Raw genomic sequence first — 16557 nt, 5'->3', positions numbered from 1 at the left:
ATAGCAGATATTTCCCGGGGAATATCTTACGTGAACACTAAAGTAGGGCGTGCGAATCAAATGGAATAATGATAGAGTAAAAGGAAATGAATTGCGAACCTAAAAGGGTGAGGAGAGATAATATGCAAGATAAAACAATTCTAATCGTTGATGATGAAAAACCGATTGCAGATATTCTAGAATTTAATTTAAAAAAAGAGGGATTTACAGTTTTCTGTGCTTATGATGGTGAAGAAGCACTTGAAAAGGCAGAGGAAGTGAAGCCGGACCTCATGCTTCTCGATATTATGCTGCCAAAAAGGGATGGAATGGAAGTATGCCGAGAAATTCGGAAAAAATATGACTTCCCAATTATTATGTTAACAGCTAAGGACTCTGAAATTGATAAGGTACTTGGTTTAGAGCTTGGTGCTGATGATTATGTAACAAAGCCTTTTGGTACGCGTGAGCTCATAGCACGAGTTAAAGCCAATTTACGTCGACATATGAAGTCGGTATCTGAGGAACAAGAAGAGACGACGAATAATATTACAGTCGGTCACTTAATCATCCAGCCGGATGCTTATCTTGTACAAAAAAGAGATGAAACGATTGAACTAACGCACCGGGAGTTTGAATTATTACATTATCTTGCGAAGCATATTGGGCAAGTGATGACGCGTGAGCATCTCTTGCAGACGGTATGGGGCTATGACTATTTTGGAGATGTTCGAACGGTCGATGTAACGATTCGTCGTTTACGTGAAAAGATTGAGGATACGCCAAGTCACCCGACATGGATTGTGACAAGACGTGGTGTAGGTTATTATTTACGGGATCCGGAACAGGAGTAATCACAATGCAGAAGGTTAGCTTTTTTCGCTCCATTCACGTTAAATTTGTACTTATTTATGTGATGCTCATCTTACTTGCGATGCAAATTATTGGGATTTATTTTGCAAGTAAGCTTGAGCTGACATTAAAAACAAACTTTACAACTTCGATTGAAGATCGGATGAATTTAATTGAATTCAGCGTGCGTGAGGAAATGATGAAAGAACGATCTGCGGACGATCCAACACCCGAACAGAGCCTTCGAACTGTTCTTTTGGGCTTTACATCAGAAGATATTAATGAAATTAGAGTCATTAATTCACGCTACAAAATTTTAGCAAGCTCAGTCTTCGATAATCAGGCAATGGTAGGGCAGCGTTCGATGGATAGTCTTGTGAAAAAAACCATCACTTCTGAATTAGCTGATGAAAGTATTCGTCTCGATCAGAAAACAAGAAATCGCATATTGGTTCATGCCAAGCCGATAATGGTTGGGAGTGAAGTGATTGGGACGCTTTATCTTGAATCGAATATTGAAAAAGTATTTAAACAAATTGATGAGATTAATGAAATACTTGCGGTCGGTACGGCAGTATCTTTGTCGATTACCATTATCATCGGGATTTTTATCGCACAGACGATGACGAGACCGATATCAGATATGCGACGTCAGGCACAGGCGATGGCGAAAGGGAACTTTTCACGAAAAGTACATGTATATGGGAACGATGAGCTGGGTCAGCTGGCAATTGCCTTTAACCATTTGACCAACCAGCTTCAGGAGTCCCAGTCAACGACAGAAAGTGAACGTCGAAAGCTGGCCTCTGTTCTTGAAAACATGACAGACGGTGTTATTGCAACGGATCGAAAAGGGCGGGTCAGTCTTATTAATGATGCGGCTCTTGTCATGCTCAAGATGACGCGTGATAGTGTGTTAAATCGACCGATATCTAGCATACTCGGGCTAGAGCAGGAGTATGCATTTGAAGATTTGATTCAAATAAAGGATTCCATTGTACTTGATTTCAGTACAGAGCAGCAGCCGTATATTTTACGAGCTAATTTTTCTATCACGCAAAGGGAGACAGGCTTTGTGAATGGTCTTATTGTTGTTTTACACGACAATACAGAACAAGAGAAAATTGATATGGAAAGACGCGAGTTCGTTTCAAACGTCTCCCATGAATTACGCACACCACTTACGACGATGCGGAGTTATTTGGAGGCGCTCGCTGATGGCGCGTGGAAGAACGAGGAGATTGCACCATCCTTTCTTCACGTCACACAAACGGAAACAGAGCGCATGATTCGACTCGTCAATGATTTGTTAAAGCTGTCAAGGATGGATAGTCGGAATTATGATTTGAACAGTGAGTGGGTAGAATTCAATCATTTTTTCAACTCGATTATTGATCGCTTTGAATTTTTAAAATCACATGATGGTCATTTCAAGCGACTTCTACCGACAACGGAATTATTTGTTGAAATTGATACGGATAAAATGACGCAGGTCATTGATAATATTATTTCAAATGCGTTGAAATATTCACCAGATGGTGGCGATATTCGTTTTGGTGTTACGATGGAGGATCACTTTATAAAGGTGATGATTTCAGATGATGGAATGGGTATCCCACAAGCGAATGTTAAGCGGATTTTTGACAGGTTTTATCGAGCAGATCGTGCAAGATCACGTGCTATGGGCGGTACAGGTTTAGGTCTGGCGATTGCACGCGAGATGGTGATTGCGCACGGAGGGGATATATGGGCGGAAAGTGAGGAAGGCAAGGGGACAACGATTTTCTTCACGCTACCTTTCGAACTTCAAGAGGATGGTGAGTGGGATTGAAATATATTGAACTAATTAAATCAATCATTCTGCTCTTACTCGTCGCGTTAAGTATTGTCTTTACGTTTTCCATTTGGACGTACACCCCAAGTTACGAAACATCTGAAGAATTGCCGACTGTCGATATTTCCATTGCGAAAAGAATGTCTATAGATGAGATTATTAAACCATATAAGCTCATTTTCAATTTTGAAGAAAAACTGACTGGAACACTTAGCCCAACGGATATCGACTATATTGTGAATGAATTAAAGAAATGGGGATTATCTGAACTCAAGCTCGTGGATAATCAGTTTAATGCAGAGAAACTGGATGTTCTTATGAGGAAGCCTAATCAATTTACATTGTATTTTCATGGAGAAGTTCCCCTGCCTGTTTATAATAATGTATTGTCGATGGAGGGGCTTAAATTGGGTGTACCGGAAATGTCCTTCGATCGACTGGTTGTCGATTGGAATCCGTCTGGCGTGCCTATGAATATTAGCTTTGTGAGCAGAGCGGATAAAGTACTATATCGCGCAAAGGTCAATGACTATCATGGATTTCAACGTTTAATTTTAACATGGGGGAAAGAGCTTGGCGCGTATGCCGATGTTAACGCAGACGACTCGCCATTCATTGGACTATCCGCAGAACCTGTTGAAACAATTCGGAATATGTACTATCAACGGGAGATTAACCCATCTCGTTTCCGCGATGCACTTTTTAGCGACCCAAATGCTGTTCGTCGCAGTCAGTCGGGATTGAACAAAGAGGAATTCCAAGATGACCATGCGTTGATGAATATTGACACTGAGAAGAAAATGTTGAAATACGTTGTGCCAGCTACTGAAAGCCATGAGCTTGCGATTCCTTCGGAACTATTGACCAACACAATTGACTTTGTGAATGAACACGGCGGTTGGACAGATGAATATAGGTATATGTCGATGAATCCGATATCCCGTTACGTTAAGTTTCAATTGTTTTTACATGGACTACCCGTCTATGGAGATGTAACTTCTACTGAGATGACAGAAGTATGGGGAAATAATCGAATTTTAAGCTATAGTAGACCGTATTATACATTGGATTTGCCGTTCCCTGAAATAGATGTCGAGTTCCTGCCTTCAGGCGTTGATATTGCAGAGATGCTGAAGCAATCAGATACGATTGATTTTAAAGCGATTGAAGAGCTCACGCTTGGTTATTTTATGCAACATGATAGTGAGCGTCGTCTGTTTATCATGGAGCCTTCTTGGTTTTATTTATCGAAAGGGAATTGGATACGCTTTTCACCTGAGTTATTAGGGGGTGAACTAATTGGATTGGAATAAAACTAAAACGATTTTTATTATTGTTTTTTCGATTTTGAATATTTTTCTGTACTATCTTTATTTGGATCGCGTGATGGAGACGGAAAGTGTACAAGTGTTAGGGAAAACATCGATTGAGGAATCACTTAGACTCGATAATATAACATTTACCGATCTGCCATTAGTGACAAAGGATTCTTCCTATGTGTCTGCAAAAATTGTGACATTCACAAGCGAACAGATAAAGAAACTGGAAAATCAAACAGCCGAGGTTGTGAATAACACCTATTTGCAATCTAAAATGGAAACACCGATTAGTGTACGGAGTGGCAAAGGAGATTATGATTTTACTGAATTCCTGATGAAGTATGTGTTGAATGGATTAGATTATGTACTTTGGGAGGTTAATGAGGAGGAAAGACATGCCTTGTTCTTTCAGAAGGTAGACAATCATCCAATCTATTTCAGTCCGGATGCTATGCTAGTGATTCATTGGGATGAAGAAGGTAGAGTAACGAATTATGACCAGCGTATGTTTGGTGAATTTGTTAGTTTTAATAACAAAAAAGATCTTCTTTCACCTATTGAAGCACTTGGATCATTGTCTTCACGTGGTCATTTGAACCAAGATTCAAAAGTGAAAAGTATGAAGCTCGGTTATTCAACACTTGTTCAATTGACGGAAACGCAAGTGTTTGCTCCGACATGGCATGTTCATGTAGAATTAAAGGATGGTACAATTGAAGATCACTTCATCCATGCAGTAGAAGGTAAGATTATAGAGTTCCAAGAAGTAGTGGACGATGAACATGAATGAGAGGTTTTTGTAATGCGTTTTAGTGTGCTCGCAAGCGGTAGTAGTGGCAATGCGATCTATATAGAGAATGATGAACATACTTTTCTTGTTGATGCGGGTTTTAGCGCGAAGAAAATGGATAGTTTAGTAGCCGGCATTGATCGCTCCATGAAGCAGGTGGATGGGATTTTTGTTACGCATGAGCATAGTGATCATATTAAGGGTATTGGTGTTGTTGCCCGAAAGTATGGGATTCCGATTTATGCGAATGCCAAGACTTGGCAGGCGATGGACGGGCTTGTCGGGAATATTCCTTTGGACCAGCGTTTTCAATTCAATATGGAAACGGTCAAGTCATTTGGTTCACTCGACGTTCAATCATTTGGTGTGTCGCATGACGCGGCGGATCCAATGTTTTATATTTTTCATGAAAATGGACGTAAGCTTGTAGTCATTACGGATACAGGTTATGTGAGCGATCGAATGAAGGGTCTTATCCGCGGAGCAGACTCCTTTGTGTTTGAAAGTAATCATGATGTCAGTATGTTGCAGATGGGACGTTATCCGTGGTCTGTGAAGCGAAGAATCCTCAGTGATGTGGGGCATGTGTCTAATGAAGATGCGGCGGTCGCTATGAGTGAGGTTGTGGAACAGAAGGATACGCGTATTTACTTATCGCATTTAAGTAAGGATAATAATATGAAAGACCTTGCTAGAATGAGTGTGACACAGACGCTGGAGACATGTGGGATTCGGACAGGTGAATATGTCCATTTGTACGACACAGATGCTGATCAGCCAACGGAGCTTGTAACAGTATAGGAAAAGCGGAAGGCGCCTGATAGACGCGACAGGCATAAGTCAAGCCAGAGACGTGGCGCTCTTTGCCGCATAGCTGGCTTGCTTATGACCCGAGCGGCTGGTGCCTGGAGCTAGACAGTATGGAATAAAACCTTGCCTTCGGGTGAGGTTTTTTCTTTTGTGTGATCATTATTTTTGAAATCGGCAAAATAGGGTAAAGTTAACTTGAGGACATTAGAAAGGGAGAGGCATATGGATGAATATAATCGGCCTTCTAATCAGGAAGAGTCTAAATCGGAATATGAAATGAGGTCAGAATATAAGCCACCCGCTCCACCACCGAAGCGAAAGGCTGGCTTTTTCCCAAGTTTGTTTGGTGCTGTCATTGGTGGTCTTGGTGTTTGGTTGCTTATGACAAATTTAACGGATGAACCGAAGGAAGCTCAAGTTGAACCGACTACAGACGTAAAACAGACGGAACAAATTTCAGTTGAAGTGACAAATGACTTAACTGAAATTATTGATGAAGTCATTGATTCGGTTGTTGGTGTGACGAATTTACAAACTGTCCGTGACTTTTGGTCAACAACGGAAACGTCAAGGGAAGCGGGTACAGGCTCAGGTGTTATTTATAAGAAACAAGATGGTAAAGCGTATATTATTACAAATCATCATGTTGTAGAAGGCGCACAAGAGCTTGAAATTACATTTGATGATGGCACGAAGACGGCGGGGAAGCTTGTTGGTAGTGATATGTGGACTGATTTAGCTGTTATTGAAATTGATGCTGTAAATGTGAAGACAGTGGCTACGTTTGGGGATTCGGACGTGCTAAAGCGTGGTGAAACGGTGATTGCTATTGGTAACCCACTAGGACTTGGCTTCTCGGGATCAGTAACTGTGGGTGTAGTATCTGGTAAAGACCGTTCAATCCCAATTGATTTTGATGAAAACGGTGCGATTGATTGGTACGCAGATGTACTTCAAACCGATGCGGCTATTAATCCTGGGAACTCTGGTGGGGCACTTATCAATATGACTGGCCAGCTGATCGGTATTAATTCAATGAAAATATCAGAAGCAACAGTTGAGGGAATTGGCTTAGCGATTCCGATTAACCTTGCGATTCCGATTATTGATCATCTTGAAACGACTGGGACTGTGAATAGACCCACAATGGGGGTTTCACTCATCGACCTTAGAAGTATTCCGGAACAGCAGCAGCGCGGGCTGCTGGCAGTACCAGGGGACGTGACAGATGGGGTTGTCATTACGGACGTCATTGCTAATTCACCAGCACAATATGCGGGAGTTCAGAAATATGATGTCATCGTTGAAATGGATGGCGAAAAAATTGAAGATATGGTCAGCTTGCGTAAACATCTGTATAATGCGAAGGAAGTAGGCGATACGATGAAAATGAAAGTCTACAGAGAAGGCAAGTTACTTGAGCTTGAAATGGTTTTAAAGGATGGTAACTCGTTCTAAGCATTAGTACAATTCGGGTTAGATCTCGGAGGACATTTACACACAATTTACAAAGAAACCTTATCCACAGTGGGTAGAGTAGCTAGCTGATGGCTATTCTACCTTCTTTTTAATATATTTGCTCTTTGTGGATAAATCTAAATATTTGTGAATAACTTTGTGAACAATAAAAAAGAAGAAAGCAGGGATGAATATGACGATTTATAGCTGTGAAACCCATATAAATCACGCACTTGATGTTTTTGTAGCTGGGGAAGGAAAATTTCCGATTATGGAATTACTATCGGATGAAATAAAGTTATCCACAAGCTGTGCTTACTGTGAAGAGGCTGCATTATATGTTGTGGCGAACAAATAATCGGACACAAGATGTAGATAACTGCTGTGGGTATGTGCATAAGTATTGTGGGTAGTTTGTTTGTAAATAGAATGTAAAGGTGGATAACCTGTGAATATTACAATTGTGACTGTAGGAAAACTAAAAGAAAAGTATTTGAAAATGGGCATTGAAGAGTTTTCAAAACGACTTGGGGCTTATGCAAAAATCGAGTTGGTCGAAGTAGCAGATGAAAAAGCGCCGGAATCATTAAGTGATGCGGATATGGAAATCGTGAAGAAAAAGGAAGCCGATCGGATTCTAGCGAAAGTCGGGGCGGATGCTTATGTTATTGCACTGGCGATTGAAGGAAAAATGAAAACTTCAGAGGAGCTAGCAGCGGGCATTGAGTCGTTAATGACTTATGGTCGCAGTAAGTTGGTGTTTATCATTGGCGGATCGCTTGGCTTGCATGATAGTGTGCTGAAACGAGCAGATGAACTGTTGTCATTCTCAAAAATGACTTTTCCACACCAGATGATGAAACTGATTTTGCTGGAGCAGGTGTATCGGGCTTTTAGGATTATGAAGGGTGCACCGTACCATAAGTAACGGCGAATTTTCTTGTTCTCAGGAATCCACCACTTCTAAACATCGTGAAAGTGGTGGACGTTCAAATATGGTCTTATCAAGTAGGGTTTCCTTCAATTATACAGTCATCCGAGTCTCCTCATCATATTCCGGGCTATTGCGGGTGATACTCGAGCAAGCCAATAGAGCAGTTTGGTCTTGGATACGTAAACTTCATTTGCCCGACCTTTAATGGAGCTTAATATTGCGGCTGCTACCTTGTCAGGGTGCAGTTTATTACTACCTCTTCCCACGGTCATCGGGGTTTCCACAACTGGCGGAAGAATCTCAATGATACGGACATTTGATTCGGCTAATTGATTTCTTAGCGCTTGTGTAAAAATCCTCAATCCACCTTTTGTCCCACAATAAACGGCGGAATTTGTCTTTGGAACAAGAGCAAGTCCTGTAGTCACATTCAAGATTGCAGCCTCTTGCTGCTTTTTAAGTACCGGTAATAAGGTGCGAATGAGAAGTAGCGGCGCTAAAAAGTTTGCTTGCATTTCATATTCAATCTTATGGGTAGTAGACTCGTCTGAATCAAACTGTATATTATTCTGAATACCTGCGTTATTGATCAATACTTGCAGGTCTGGATGATCATTTACAAGCTGTTCGCCAAGTGTTATTAAAGCCTTCGAATTGGCAAGATCGCAAGAATAGATCCCCGCAAGATCGTGTTTATTGTTCAACGCAGCTAACTTATTCTTATCCCTGGCGACGACAATAACGCTTGCTTCCTCTCGTAATAGGGCTTCAACAGTGGCCAGACCTATGCCAGAAGTTCCTCCTGTTATCAGTACTTTAACACCTCTAAGATCCATTTATAACCGCCTTCTTTACTTTGTGATAAACTAATCATAATAAAAGAACTAATCCAAATCATTAACCTATGTTAATAGATTTAAAAGAGGTGCATTGAGCATGTATCGCAGTTCGTTGTATGATTCTTTAAAGCAAATCACTGATATTCCGGTGGAGGAGTATATTTATTTTGAACAGCAGTTGAAGTGGAAAGACATAGAAAAAGGACAGCATGTGCTTCGGGAAGGGGACGTTTGTAATCATCTATATTACTGCGTCGACGGCGTTTTTCGAATGTATCATACATCCCAGGATGGAGCGGAGTTTAATAAGAACTTTTTTACAAAGAATGTGTTTTTCACTTCATACAGCTCGATTGTTCTGGACATTCCTTCTTTTTATTCCATTCAAGCCCTGAAAAACTCCAAGATTGCGAGCTTTACCAAGCAGACTTTTGAGAATTTGTATGAACGAAATCGATGTTGGGAAACGTTGGGGAGGAAGCTTGCCGAAGGACTGTATGTCAAGAAAGAACTCAAAGAGCGCCAGCTAATGGTTCACTCGGCAGAAGAACGTTATCAGATTTTTCTTCAGGAATATCCCGGATTGGACAAGAGAATACCTCAATATCACATTGCTTCGTATCTGGGGATCAGCCCTGTATCACTAAGCCGAATTAGGGGTTCCTCTGGGATATTTGACGGCTGAGAATGAGATGAAATACATCTATTTGAAACGAGTTCCCCAATAAAGTGGTCTGCCAACTATCGCTTTCGATTATGGTGATAAAGAAGCGATCTTAATAGGCACCCAATTAGGAAAGTTTTATCGTGTTGAGGTACACATGCCGGCGGAACTCAAGGAATTTTGTCATTAAACTGCGCATAGTTGCAGAAAGCCCTTCTCCTACAAGGAGAAGGGCTTTCTGTAGAAAATTACTGAGCGGGAGTGTTAGTCTCTGTTAATTAAAGAATATGTTCACTATTAACATGATATCTTCCTATTGGTACCACAGAAGGAGAGCCCGAAATGTGATCTTTTATCACAGAGCAACGAAGCCCGAAAACATCTTTAATCAATTCACTTGTAATGACCTTTGAAGGTTCGCCTTCTGCAACCAGCTTTCCTTGACGAAGGGCAAAAATATGGTCTGCGTAACGTGCGGCCAAGTTGATATCATGGAGGACCATTACGATTGTTGTTCCGCGTTTTCGGTTAAGGTCAGTTAGCAGGTCAAGAATTTCAATTTGATACGTAATATCTAAAAAAGTTGTCGGTTCATCAAGAAATAAAATATCGGTTTGCTGCGCCAACGCCATTGCAATCCAGACGCGCTGTCTTTGTCCGCCGGATAGCTCGTCAATGTTCTGGTTTGCAAATTCGGTAATGTTCATAATGTCCATTGCTTCGGCAACAGCTTCATAATCCTTTTTTGTCCAACCGGAGAACAGGGATTGGTGAGGGTACCTGCCTCGTCCAACCAAATCCGAAACCGATATTCCTTCTGGAACAATGGGGGATTGCGGCAGAAGCCCTAAAACCTGCGCCAATTGTTTCGGCGGGATTTTACTGAGCGGTTTTCCATCCAGTGTAATTTTTCCAGATGTCGGTTTGATAAGTCTTGCCAATGTTTTAAGAAGTGTAGACTTTCCGCAGCCGTTTGCGCCAATAATGACACTGATTTTATTGCTTGGGATTAAAAGGTTTACGCCGTGGACAATGGTTTTATTATCATAGCCCGAAATGACTTGTTCAGCTTGAAAAGTATGTGCCGGTTTCATTATAAATCTCCCTTTCGATTCATTCGGATTAACAAGTAGATCAAGTAGGGAGCCCCTAGAATGCCTGTGATTACGCCTACCGGGTATCTAGCGACGAATGCAAATTGTCCAATAAGATCTGATGCTAAGACTAAAACGATGCCAACAAGACCTGATGGAATAATAGTTGAAAAGCCCACGCCCACTAATCTTTTTGCGATAGGTCCAGCAAGGAATGCGACAAATGCAATGGGTCCTGTTGTAGCGGTAGCTAACGCAATGATAAGTACAGAACTAATAATAAGTACAAGTCTTGTCTTATCCGTATTAATTCCAAGTGAAGTGGCAGCCTGCTCTCCGAGCTCCAACATATCTAATTGTTTCCCGAGTAAGATAATAACAGGTGTAAAGATTAGAACTGTTACAATCAAAGGGAAAAGATTCTCCATTTTAGCTCCATTTAGACTACCACTTAGCCATCTTATTGCAGAGGGAATATCATTCGTCTGACCAATAAGCAATAAATAGGAAATGACGGCGTTCAATATTGCTTGGATTCCAATTCCAATTAGTATTAATCTACCTATTGAAAAAGAAGTCCCTTTTGATAGTAAAAAAATAACAATTACTGTAGCAAGTCCACCAACAACAGAAGCAATGGAAACAACCATATTGCTGGCATGTAGAACAATGATGCAAAAAACAGCGGCTGCACTTGAACCAGCGGTAATTCCGATGACATTGGGGTTTGCCAAAGGGTTTCGTAACATTGTCTGGAATACTGTACCGGCAACTCCGAAAGCGAATCCGGCAAAAACACCTGCAATCATTCGTGGAAAACGGATTGTCCCCACTGCAAACGATGCGCCTTTTACTTGTTCACCCAGCAGGACATGTACGACATCCTGAACGGGATAAATCGTATTCCCTAGCATGAGCATAGCGCAGCAAAGTGCGAAAGCAATGATTGCAAGTAAGGAAGTCACGAGTATAAAACGCCGACGTCTCTTTGTTCTGCCAACTAGTATAAGATTCATAGAGTCATTTATCATAATGCACGCATCTTCGTTTTCATAGTTAGTAAGATTAAAATAGGAGCCCCAATAAATGCCGTCACTACACCAACTTCAAGCTCACCTGGACTGCCGATAAGCCTACCGCATACATCTGATATCGTTAAAATAATGGCACCTGAAAGGGCTGCCATCGGGATAACATATCGTAAATCAGGCCCAATGACGAGTCGTATTACGTGGGTGGCCAATAAACCAATAAAGCCAATAGGGCCCGCCAGCGCTGTTGCTGCACCACATAATAGAACACCACCAAAAGCGGCAATGAGTCTAAGTGTGCCAGTTCGTACACCTAAACCTTTAGCAACTTCATCGCCTAATGCTAATGCATTCAGTGCTGAAGCCGAGAATAGTGCTATTAGTATTCCAACAAGAAGAAAAGGAAGCAAAGTAGAGATAGTACTCCAGTTTCCTGACCCAACACTTCCTACCTGCCAAAATCTAAATTGATCCATAACGTTTGAGCGGGGAATCATAATTGCAATTACGAGAGATGATAATGCTGCACTTGTAGCAGCACCCGCTAAAACAAGTTTAAGGGGTGTGGCACCGCCACCCCCCATAGAACCAATTCCGAATACAAAAATGGCAGTTATGGTTGCTCCCGCTAGTGCAAGCCAAATATATTGACTAGCAGTACTGATATTTAAAAAGGAAATTCCACAAATGACAAAGAGAGAAGCCCCTGTGTTTACACCTAATATGCTGGGATCTGCAATGGGATTACGCGTGACCGATTGCATAAGTGCCCCGGAAACTCCTAATGCGGCACCACACATTAAACAAAATACAGTTCTAGCAATTCTTTGGCGTACAACATTTGCTCCATGGGACTGTACATCAGGATGAAATAAACCAGCCATTAGTTCATCCCACCCAACTGTACGTGAGCCAAAGGCAAGGGAAGCCAGTACACATATACCGAGTAAAATAATGGAGAGTACAAGGACTCTTATAAAATTTTTCGGAATAAGCAACTGCTTATTTACTGAAACGGATGTATGGATCATTTTATTTTACCTTGTTAGCAGCTTCTGAAAGTAAATTTAAGTATTCATCAATTGAATATTCAATTGCAAGTGGATTTGGAGTCCCAGCCGCTGCAAGTGGCGTGTTATCTCCAATAATTACAACAGATCCTCTTTGAACTGCTGGAATTTTTCCGAGAATTGGATCAGCTTGTAGTGCATTTAATGTATTGTCATCTCCGTATGATATGAAAAGATCGACTTCGTTCAGTATATCTGCATTTTCAGCACTTAATTCTAAATAGAAACTATTTGGATCAGTAATTTGACTCGTTATACTTTCAGGATATTCCATTCCTAACTCAGTAAGGAACTCACCACGTGGATCTGTTGGTGTGTAAATATAAAATTTCGATAAATCTGTCGCTGTTACGCTAACAAACGCAGCTTTTTTCCCTTTTATAGCAGGGTATTCATTCGCTTTATCTTGAATTAATTTCTCCGTATCGGCAATCAGTTGTTTACCTTCCACTTCCATTCCCATACCCATTGAATTGAATGTAATTTGTTCACGCCATGAAGCTAACCAAGGGCTCGTTTGGTAGGCAACAACTGGAGCGATTTCACTTAATGTGTCATATTCTTCTTGCGTAATACCTGAGTATGCTGCAAGAATTACATCTGGGTTTACATCTGAAATGGCCTCAAAATCAAGTCCGTCTGTATCCTGGAAAATAGTAGGGTTATCCACACCAAGTTCCTTAAGCTTGTCTGCTGTCCAAGGTAATAGTCCGCCGTCATCCTGAATACCGTAATTCGCTGCTGAAAAGCCTACAGGTGCAACCCCGAGAGCAAGAGCAACATCATGGTTTGCCCATGAAATCGTAGCAACGCGTTCAGGTTTCTTTTCAATTACAGTTTCACCTAAAGCGTGCTTGATGACTAACGGGTATTTGGAAGTTGTCTCTTCTTTTTTTGTATCTGCTACTCCAGTAGAAGTGGAAGTAGATTTATCAGCTGAACAAGCAAATAGCAGTAACATAGCTGAAATAAATAAAATGCTGAGTGAGATTTTTCGTTTGGTTTTCATTAATTAAGCTCTCCTTTTAACTGATAATGATTATCATTGTCAATGATATCTATTTCATTCTTGCTTGTCAATGAAAATTTTAGGAGATTGTGTATCTGTGAAGTCTTGTGGGTGGGTTTGCTTTTTTTAACCATCTTTCAAATAGATGAAAACTACTATATAATAGGTATTATCTAAAGAAAATTGTATTACGTTTTGTGACTGTTATAATTGAGACAGAAGATATGTGATGCCCGATCAGGCGCTTCTATATTCTTTCTGCAAATCTTAGAGTATAAGGATGATAAAAATGAGCAACAGCGAAAAGAAAACAGATGTTATCTTAATTGGTGCCGGAATCATGAGCGCTACTTTAGGGACAATGCTGAAGGAATTAGTGCCTGAATGGAACATTAAAGTATTTGAAAAGCTCTCGAGTGCGGGAGAAGAAAGCTCTAACGAGTGGAATAACGCGGGAACAGGACATGCAGCATTATGTGAGCTTAACTATACAAGTGAAAAACCAGACGGATCTGTAGATATTAGCAAAGCTATAAATATTAATGAACAGTTTCAGGTTTCCATGCAGTTTTGGTCTTACCTTGTAAACCAAAAGCTAATTAGCAATCCCCAAGAATTTATTACGGCGTTACCACATATGAGTATGGTGCAAGGAGAACAAAATATAGCGTTTTTAAAGAAACGTTTTGAAGCGATGTCTAAAAATCCTCTGTTCGAGGGGATGGAGTTTTCCGATAACGTAGAAAAACTGAAGGAATGGATTCCACTTATTATGCAAGGTCGTCCATCGAATGATGCGATTGCAGCAACCAAAATCGACTCTGGAACAGATGTCAATTTTGGTGCTTTAACGCGCATGTTATTTGATCACCTAAAAGCTAAAAATGTTGATATTCATTACAAACATAGTGTTGCCGGTATGAAACGAACGGAAGATGGCCTATGGGAAGTAAAAGTGAAGAATGTCGATAGCGGTGCGATTGAGCGCCATACGGCAAAATTTGTCTTTATCGGCGGCGGTGGTGGAAGTCTGCATCTATTGCAAAAATCCGGTATTCCTGAAGGGAAGCATATCGGTGGTTTCCCAGTAAGTGGCATATTCATGGTGTGTAATAACCCGGAAGTGGTCGAGCAGCATCATGCAAAAGTGTATGGAAAAGCTGCTGTAGGCGCTCCACCAATGTCTGTTCCGCATCTAGATACACGATTTATCAATAATAAGAAATCATTGCTATTTGGTCCATTTGCAGGCTTCTCACCGAAGTTTTTAAAAACGGGCTCTATGCTCGATTTAATCACTTCTGTTAAACCGGATAATGTGCTGACGATGTTATCCGCTGGCGCAAAAGAAATGTCTTTGACAAAGTATCTTATCCAGCAAGTACTGTTATCGAAAGAACAGCGTATGAAAGAGTTACGAGATTTTATTCCGAATGCCAAAATAGATGAGTGGGATTTTGTAGTCGCAGGTCAACGTGTGCAAGTGATTAAGGACACGGAAGCTGGTGGTAAAGGAACGCTACAATTTGGTACGGAAGTGATTACTGCGGAGGATGGTTCAATCGCAGCGCTGCTAGGTGCTTCCCCAGGAGCATCTACTGCTGTTCACGTAATGTTTGAAGTCATTAAGAAATGCTTCCCGCAACATATGGAAGAGTGGGAGCCGAAATTGAAAGAAATGGTTCCTTCCTATGGACTGTCATTAGAGGACAACCCAGAGCTTCTGCATGAAGTTCATACTTCAACAGCGCAGGTACTTGGGTTAAGTGACAGCTTACCGGAGTCTAGTAGTTCATTGGAGCTAGAAACAGAAGAGTTGAATGAGGAAGTTTAAGTAAATAAAAGTTCCAGATACTCATCGGATGTTGAACCGTTTGAGTATCTGGAACTTTTTTAGTACAGATAATTATTTAAAAACACAAAACTTTTTTATACGATACAAGCCGGAATGGCTGTGTAGATCCCGACGAAGTGTTGAACAATGTTTCCGAGGATGGGGATGATTTTTTGTTATAAATCATAGCGGTCAGATTGCAAGAAAGTTGTAAAATGAAGAAGGATATAGGGTACTTTGGAAGGAAACCTGTTAAAATAGAATAGATGTTTTAGTCAAAAAGGGAATTTACATCTTCAGTATGAATCGTTACTTGTAACAGTATATCGGTGAATGCTTTTTGAAATTGCAAGGAGAAATCACAATAAACAACAGACAGGGAGAGAATAAGATGATTTCAAAAGTTGGTCAAATTATGCTATATGTTAATAACCAGGACGAAACAGTAAAGTTTTGGACAGAGACAGTAGGATTTAGCGTCATTTCAGAAGAGGATAATGGTCAAGGCATGAGATGGATTGAAATTGCGCCAACGAAGGACGCAGAAACAACGATTATTCTTCACAATAAAGAGCTTATTGCTAAAATGCAGCCTGAGTTAAATCTTCAAACGCCTTCTTTACTCCTATTCTCGGATAATTTGGATGAGCTATACAAGGATCTTTCGGACAAGCAGGTTACGGTCGGAGAGCTAGTCACGATGCCTTCTGGAAGAGTATTTAACTTTGCGGATAATGAAGGAAATTACTTTGCGGTTTTGGAGAAAAAATGAATGTAATCAAATAAAAGTGCTAGATACTCATTGGACTGTTAATCGTTGAGTATCTGGCACTTTTTCTTTGTAGACCATAAGCGCAAGAATGAGGACGAAATCGATACAGGATTCTTGTTAAAATAGATGTAACAAGCTTCGGTAGCAGTTCTAAACCTTGGAAGGAAATGCATTTTCGGATAAAATGATTTCCTTTTTGGAAAGCAATGCTTCACAATTAATAGAATCAAAAGATACCTCATTGCTGTATAAGGGTTGACTTAGAAAG

The 16557-nt window shown here is 40.7% G+C and carries 16 protein-coding genes; 11 read left to right on the top strand and 5 right to left on the bottom strand.

The window, feature by feature from the left end:
* The first annotated feature begins 122 nt into the window (after window positions 1-122).
* From yycF to rlmH, 8 genes are all read left to right on the top strand, one after another.
* Complete coding sequence (yycF, locus tag MKZ10_RS02375) at window positions 123-833, top strand: response regulator YycF (RefSeq protein WP_342507548.1); 711 nt, start codon at window positions 123-125, stop codon at window positions 831-833.
* 5 nt (window positions 834-838) lie between these two features.
* Complete coding sequence (gene walK / locus MKZ10_RS02370; protein WP_342507546.1) at window positions 839-2662, top strand: cell wall metabolism sensor histidine kinase WalK; 1824 nt, start codon at window positions 839-841, stop codon at window positions 2660-2662.
* Window positions 2653-3978: a two-component system activity regulator YycH gene (yycH, locus tag MKZ10_RS02365; RefSeq protein ID WP_342507544.1), complete on the top strand. Its 1326-nt coding sequence runs from the start codon at window positions 2653-2655 to the stop codon at window positions 3976-3978. The genes walK and yycH overlap by 10 nt, the downstream gene beginning before the upstream one ends.
* Entirely contained in the window at window positions 3965-4774 is an 810-nt protein-coding gene (gene yycI, locus MKZ10_RS02360) for a two-component system regulatory protein YycI (RefSeq protein ID WP_342507542.1), read from the top strand. Before yycH ends, yycI begins: the two co-directional genes overlap by 14 nt.
* Window positions 4775-4786: 12 nt before the next feature.
* The gene (locus MKZ10_RS02355) at window positions 4787-5575 is read left to right on the top strand and encodes an MBL fold metallo-hydrolase (protein ID WP_342507540.1); all 789 of its coding nucleotides are present in this window, start codon (window positions 4787-4789) and stop codon (window positions 5573-5575) included.
* Between the two features lie 231 nt (window positions 5576-5806).
* A complete protein-coding gene (locus MKZ10_RS02350; protein WP_342507538.1) occupies window positions 5807-7042 on the top strand; it encodes a trypsin-like peptidase domain-containing protein in 1236 nt (411 codons plus the stop codon).
* A 193-nt stretch (window positions 7043-7235) separates the two neighbouring features.
* Entirely contained in the window at window positions 7236-7400 is a 165-nt protein-coding gene (locus tag MKZ10_RS02345; RefSeq protein ID WP_342509975.1) for a CxxH/CxxC protein, read from the top strand.
* A 90-nt stretch (window positions 7401-7490) separates the two neighbouring features.
* The gene (rlmH, locus tag MKZ10_RS02340) at window positions 7491-7970 is read left to right on the top strand and encodes a 23S rRNA (pseudouridine(1915)-N(3))-methyltransferase RlmH (RefSeq protein ID WP_342507536.1); all 480 of its coding nucleotides are present in this window, start codon (window positions 7491-7493) and stop codon (window positions 7968-7970) included.
* Window positions 7971-8074: 104 nt separating this feature from the next.
* Here rlmH and MKZ10_RS02335 read toward each other — a convergent pair whose 3' ends face one another.
* Window positions 8075-8812: an SDR family NAD(P)-dependent oxidoreductase gene (locus tag MKZ10_RS02335; protein WP_342507534.1), complete on the bottom strand. Its 738-nt coding sequence runs from the start codon at window positions 8810-8812 to the stop codon at window positions 8075-8077.
* A gap of 100 nt (window positions 8813-8912) precedes the next feature.
* Between MKZ10_RS02335 and MKZ10_RS02330 the strand changes: the two genes are divergently transcribed.
* On the top strand, window positions 8913-9500 hold the full coding sequence (locus tag MKZ10_RS02330; protein ID WP_342507532.1) for a Crp/Fnr family transcriptional regulator: 588 nt from the start codon (window positions 8913-8915) through the stop codon (window positions 9498-9500).
* Between the two features lie 257 nt (window positions 9501-9757).
* Here MKZ10_RS02330 and MKZ10_RS02325 read toward each other — a convergent pair whose 3' ends face one another.
* The 4 genes from MKZ10_RS02325 to MKZ10_RS02310 are packed head-to-tail and all read right to left on the bottom strand — an operon-like array spanning window position 9758 to window position 13683.
* Window positions 9758-10573, bottom strand: a complete 816-nt coding sequence (locus tag MKZ10_RS02325) for an ABC transporter ATP-binding protein (protein WP_342507530.1) — start codon at window positions 10571-10573, stop codon at window positions 9758-9760.
* A complete protein-coding gene (locus MKZ10_RS02320; protein WP_342507528.1) occupies window positions 10573-11604 on the bottom strand; it encodes an iron chelate uptake ABC transporter family permease subunit in 1032 nt (343 codons plus the stop codon). The genes MKZ10_RS02325 and MKZ10_RS02320 overlap by 1 nt, the downstream gene beginning before the upstream one ends.
* Window positions 11601-12635: an iron ABC transporter permease gene (locus tag MKZ10_RS02315; protein ID WP_342507526.1), complete on the bottom strand. Its 1035-nt coding sequence runs from the start codon at window positions 12633-12635 to the stop codon at window positions 11601-11603. The genes MKZ10_RS02320 and MKZ10_RS02315 overlap by 4 nt, the downstream gene beginning before the upstream one ends.
* 1 nt (window position 12636) lies before the next feature.
* The gene (locus MKZ10_RS02310) at window positions 12637-13683 is read right to left on the bottom strand and encodes an iron-siderophore ABC transporter substrate-binding protein (RefSeq protein ID WP_342507524.1); all 1047 of its coding nucleotides are present in this window, start codon (window positions 13681-13683) and stop codon (window positions 12637-12639) included.
* Between the two features lie 289 nt (window positions 13684-13972).
* On the opposite strand from MKZ10_RS02310, the gene MKZ10_RS02305 reads away from it, so the two are divergent.
* Window positions 13973-15517, top strand: a complete 1545-nt coding sequence (locus MKZ10_RS02305; protein ID WP_342507523.1) for a malate:quinone oxidoreductase — start codon at window positions 13973-13975, stop codon at window positions 15515-15517.
* A gap of 391 nt (window positions 15518-15908) precedes the next feature.
* Window positions 15909-16289 (top strand): VOC family protein, encoded by a 381-nt coding sequence (locus MKZ10_RS02300; RefSeq protein ID WP_342507521.1) that lies wholly within the window; start codon window positions 15909-15911, stop codon window positions 16287-16289.
* Window positions 16290-16557 lie beyond the last annotated feature (268 nt).

It is taken from the genome of Sporosarcina sp. FSL K6-2383 (genome assembly GCF_038618305.1).
Taxonomy (GTDB): domain Bacteria; phylum Bacillota; class Bacilli; order Bacillales_A; family Planococcaceae; genus Sporosarcina.
This window is presented reverse-complemented; position numbering and strand designations above follow the sequence as displayed.

Coding starts and splice junctions, on each gene's coding strand:
- yycF (WP_342507548.1), top strand. CDS start 123: ATGCAAGATAAAACAATTCTAATCGTTGATGATGAAAAACCGATTGCA.
- walK (WP_342507546.1), top strand. CDS start 839: ATGCAGAAGGTTAGCTTTTTTCGCTCCATTCACGTTAAATTTGTACTT.
- MKZ10_RS02355 (WP_342507540.1), top strand. CDS start 4,787: ATGCGTTTTAGTGTGCTCGCAAGCGGTAGTAGTGGCAATGCGATCTAT.
- MKZ10_RS02350 (WP_342507538.1), top strand. CDS start 5,807: ATGGATGAATATAATCGGCCTTCTAATCAGGAAGAGTCTAAATCGGAA.
- MKZ10_RS02345 (WP_342509975.1), top strand. CDS start 7,236: ATGACGATTTATAGCTGTGAAACCCATATAAATCACGCACTTGATGTT.
- MKZ10_RS02335 (WP_342507534.1), bottom strand. CDS start 8,812: ATGGATCTTAGAGGTGTTAAAGTACTGATAACAGGAGGAACTTCTGGC.
- MKZ10_RS02330 (WP_342507532.1), top strand. CDS start 8,913: ATGTATCGCAGTTCGTTGTATGATTCTTTAAAGCAAATCACTGATATT.
- MKZ10_RS02325 (WP_342507530.1), bottom strand. CDS start 10,573: ATGAAACCGGCACATACTTTTCAAGCTGAACAAGTCATTTCGGGCTAT.
- MKZ10_RS02320 (WP_342507528.1), bottom strand. CDS start 11,604: ATGATAAATGACTCTATGAATCTTATACTAGTTGGCAGAACAAAGAGA.
- MKZ10_RS02315 (WP_342507526.1), bottom strand. CDS start 12,635: ATGATCCATACATCCGTTTCAGTAAATAAGCAGTTGCTTATTCCGAAA.
- MKZ10_RS02310 (WP_342507524.1), bottom strand. CDS start 13,683: ATGAAAACCAAACGAAAAATCTCACTCAGCATTTTATTTATTTCAGCT.
- MKZ10_RS02305 (WP_342507523.1), top strand. CDS start 13,973: ATGAGCAACAGCGAAAAGAAAACAGATGTTATCTTAATTGGTGCCGGA.
- MKZ10_RS02300 (WP_342507521.1), top strand. CDS start 15,909: ATGATTTCAAAAGTTGGTCAAATTATGCTATATGTTAATAACCAGGAC.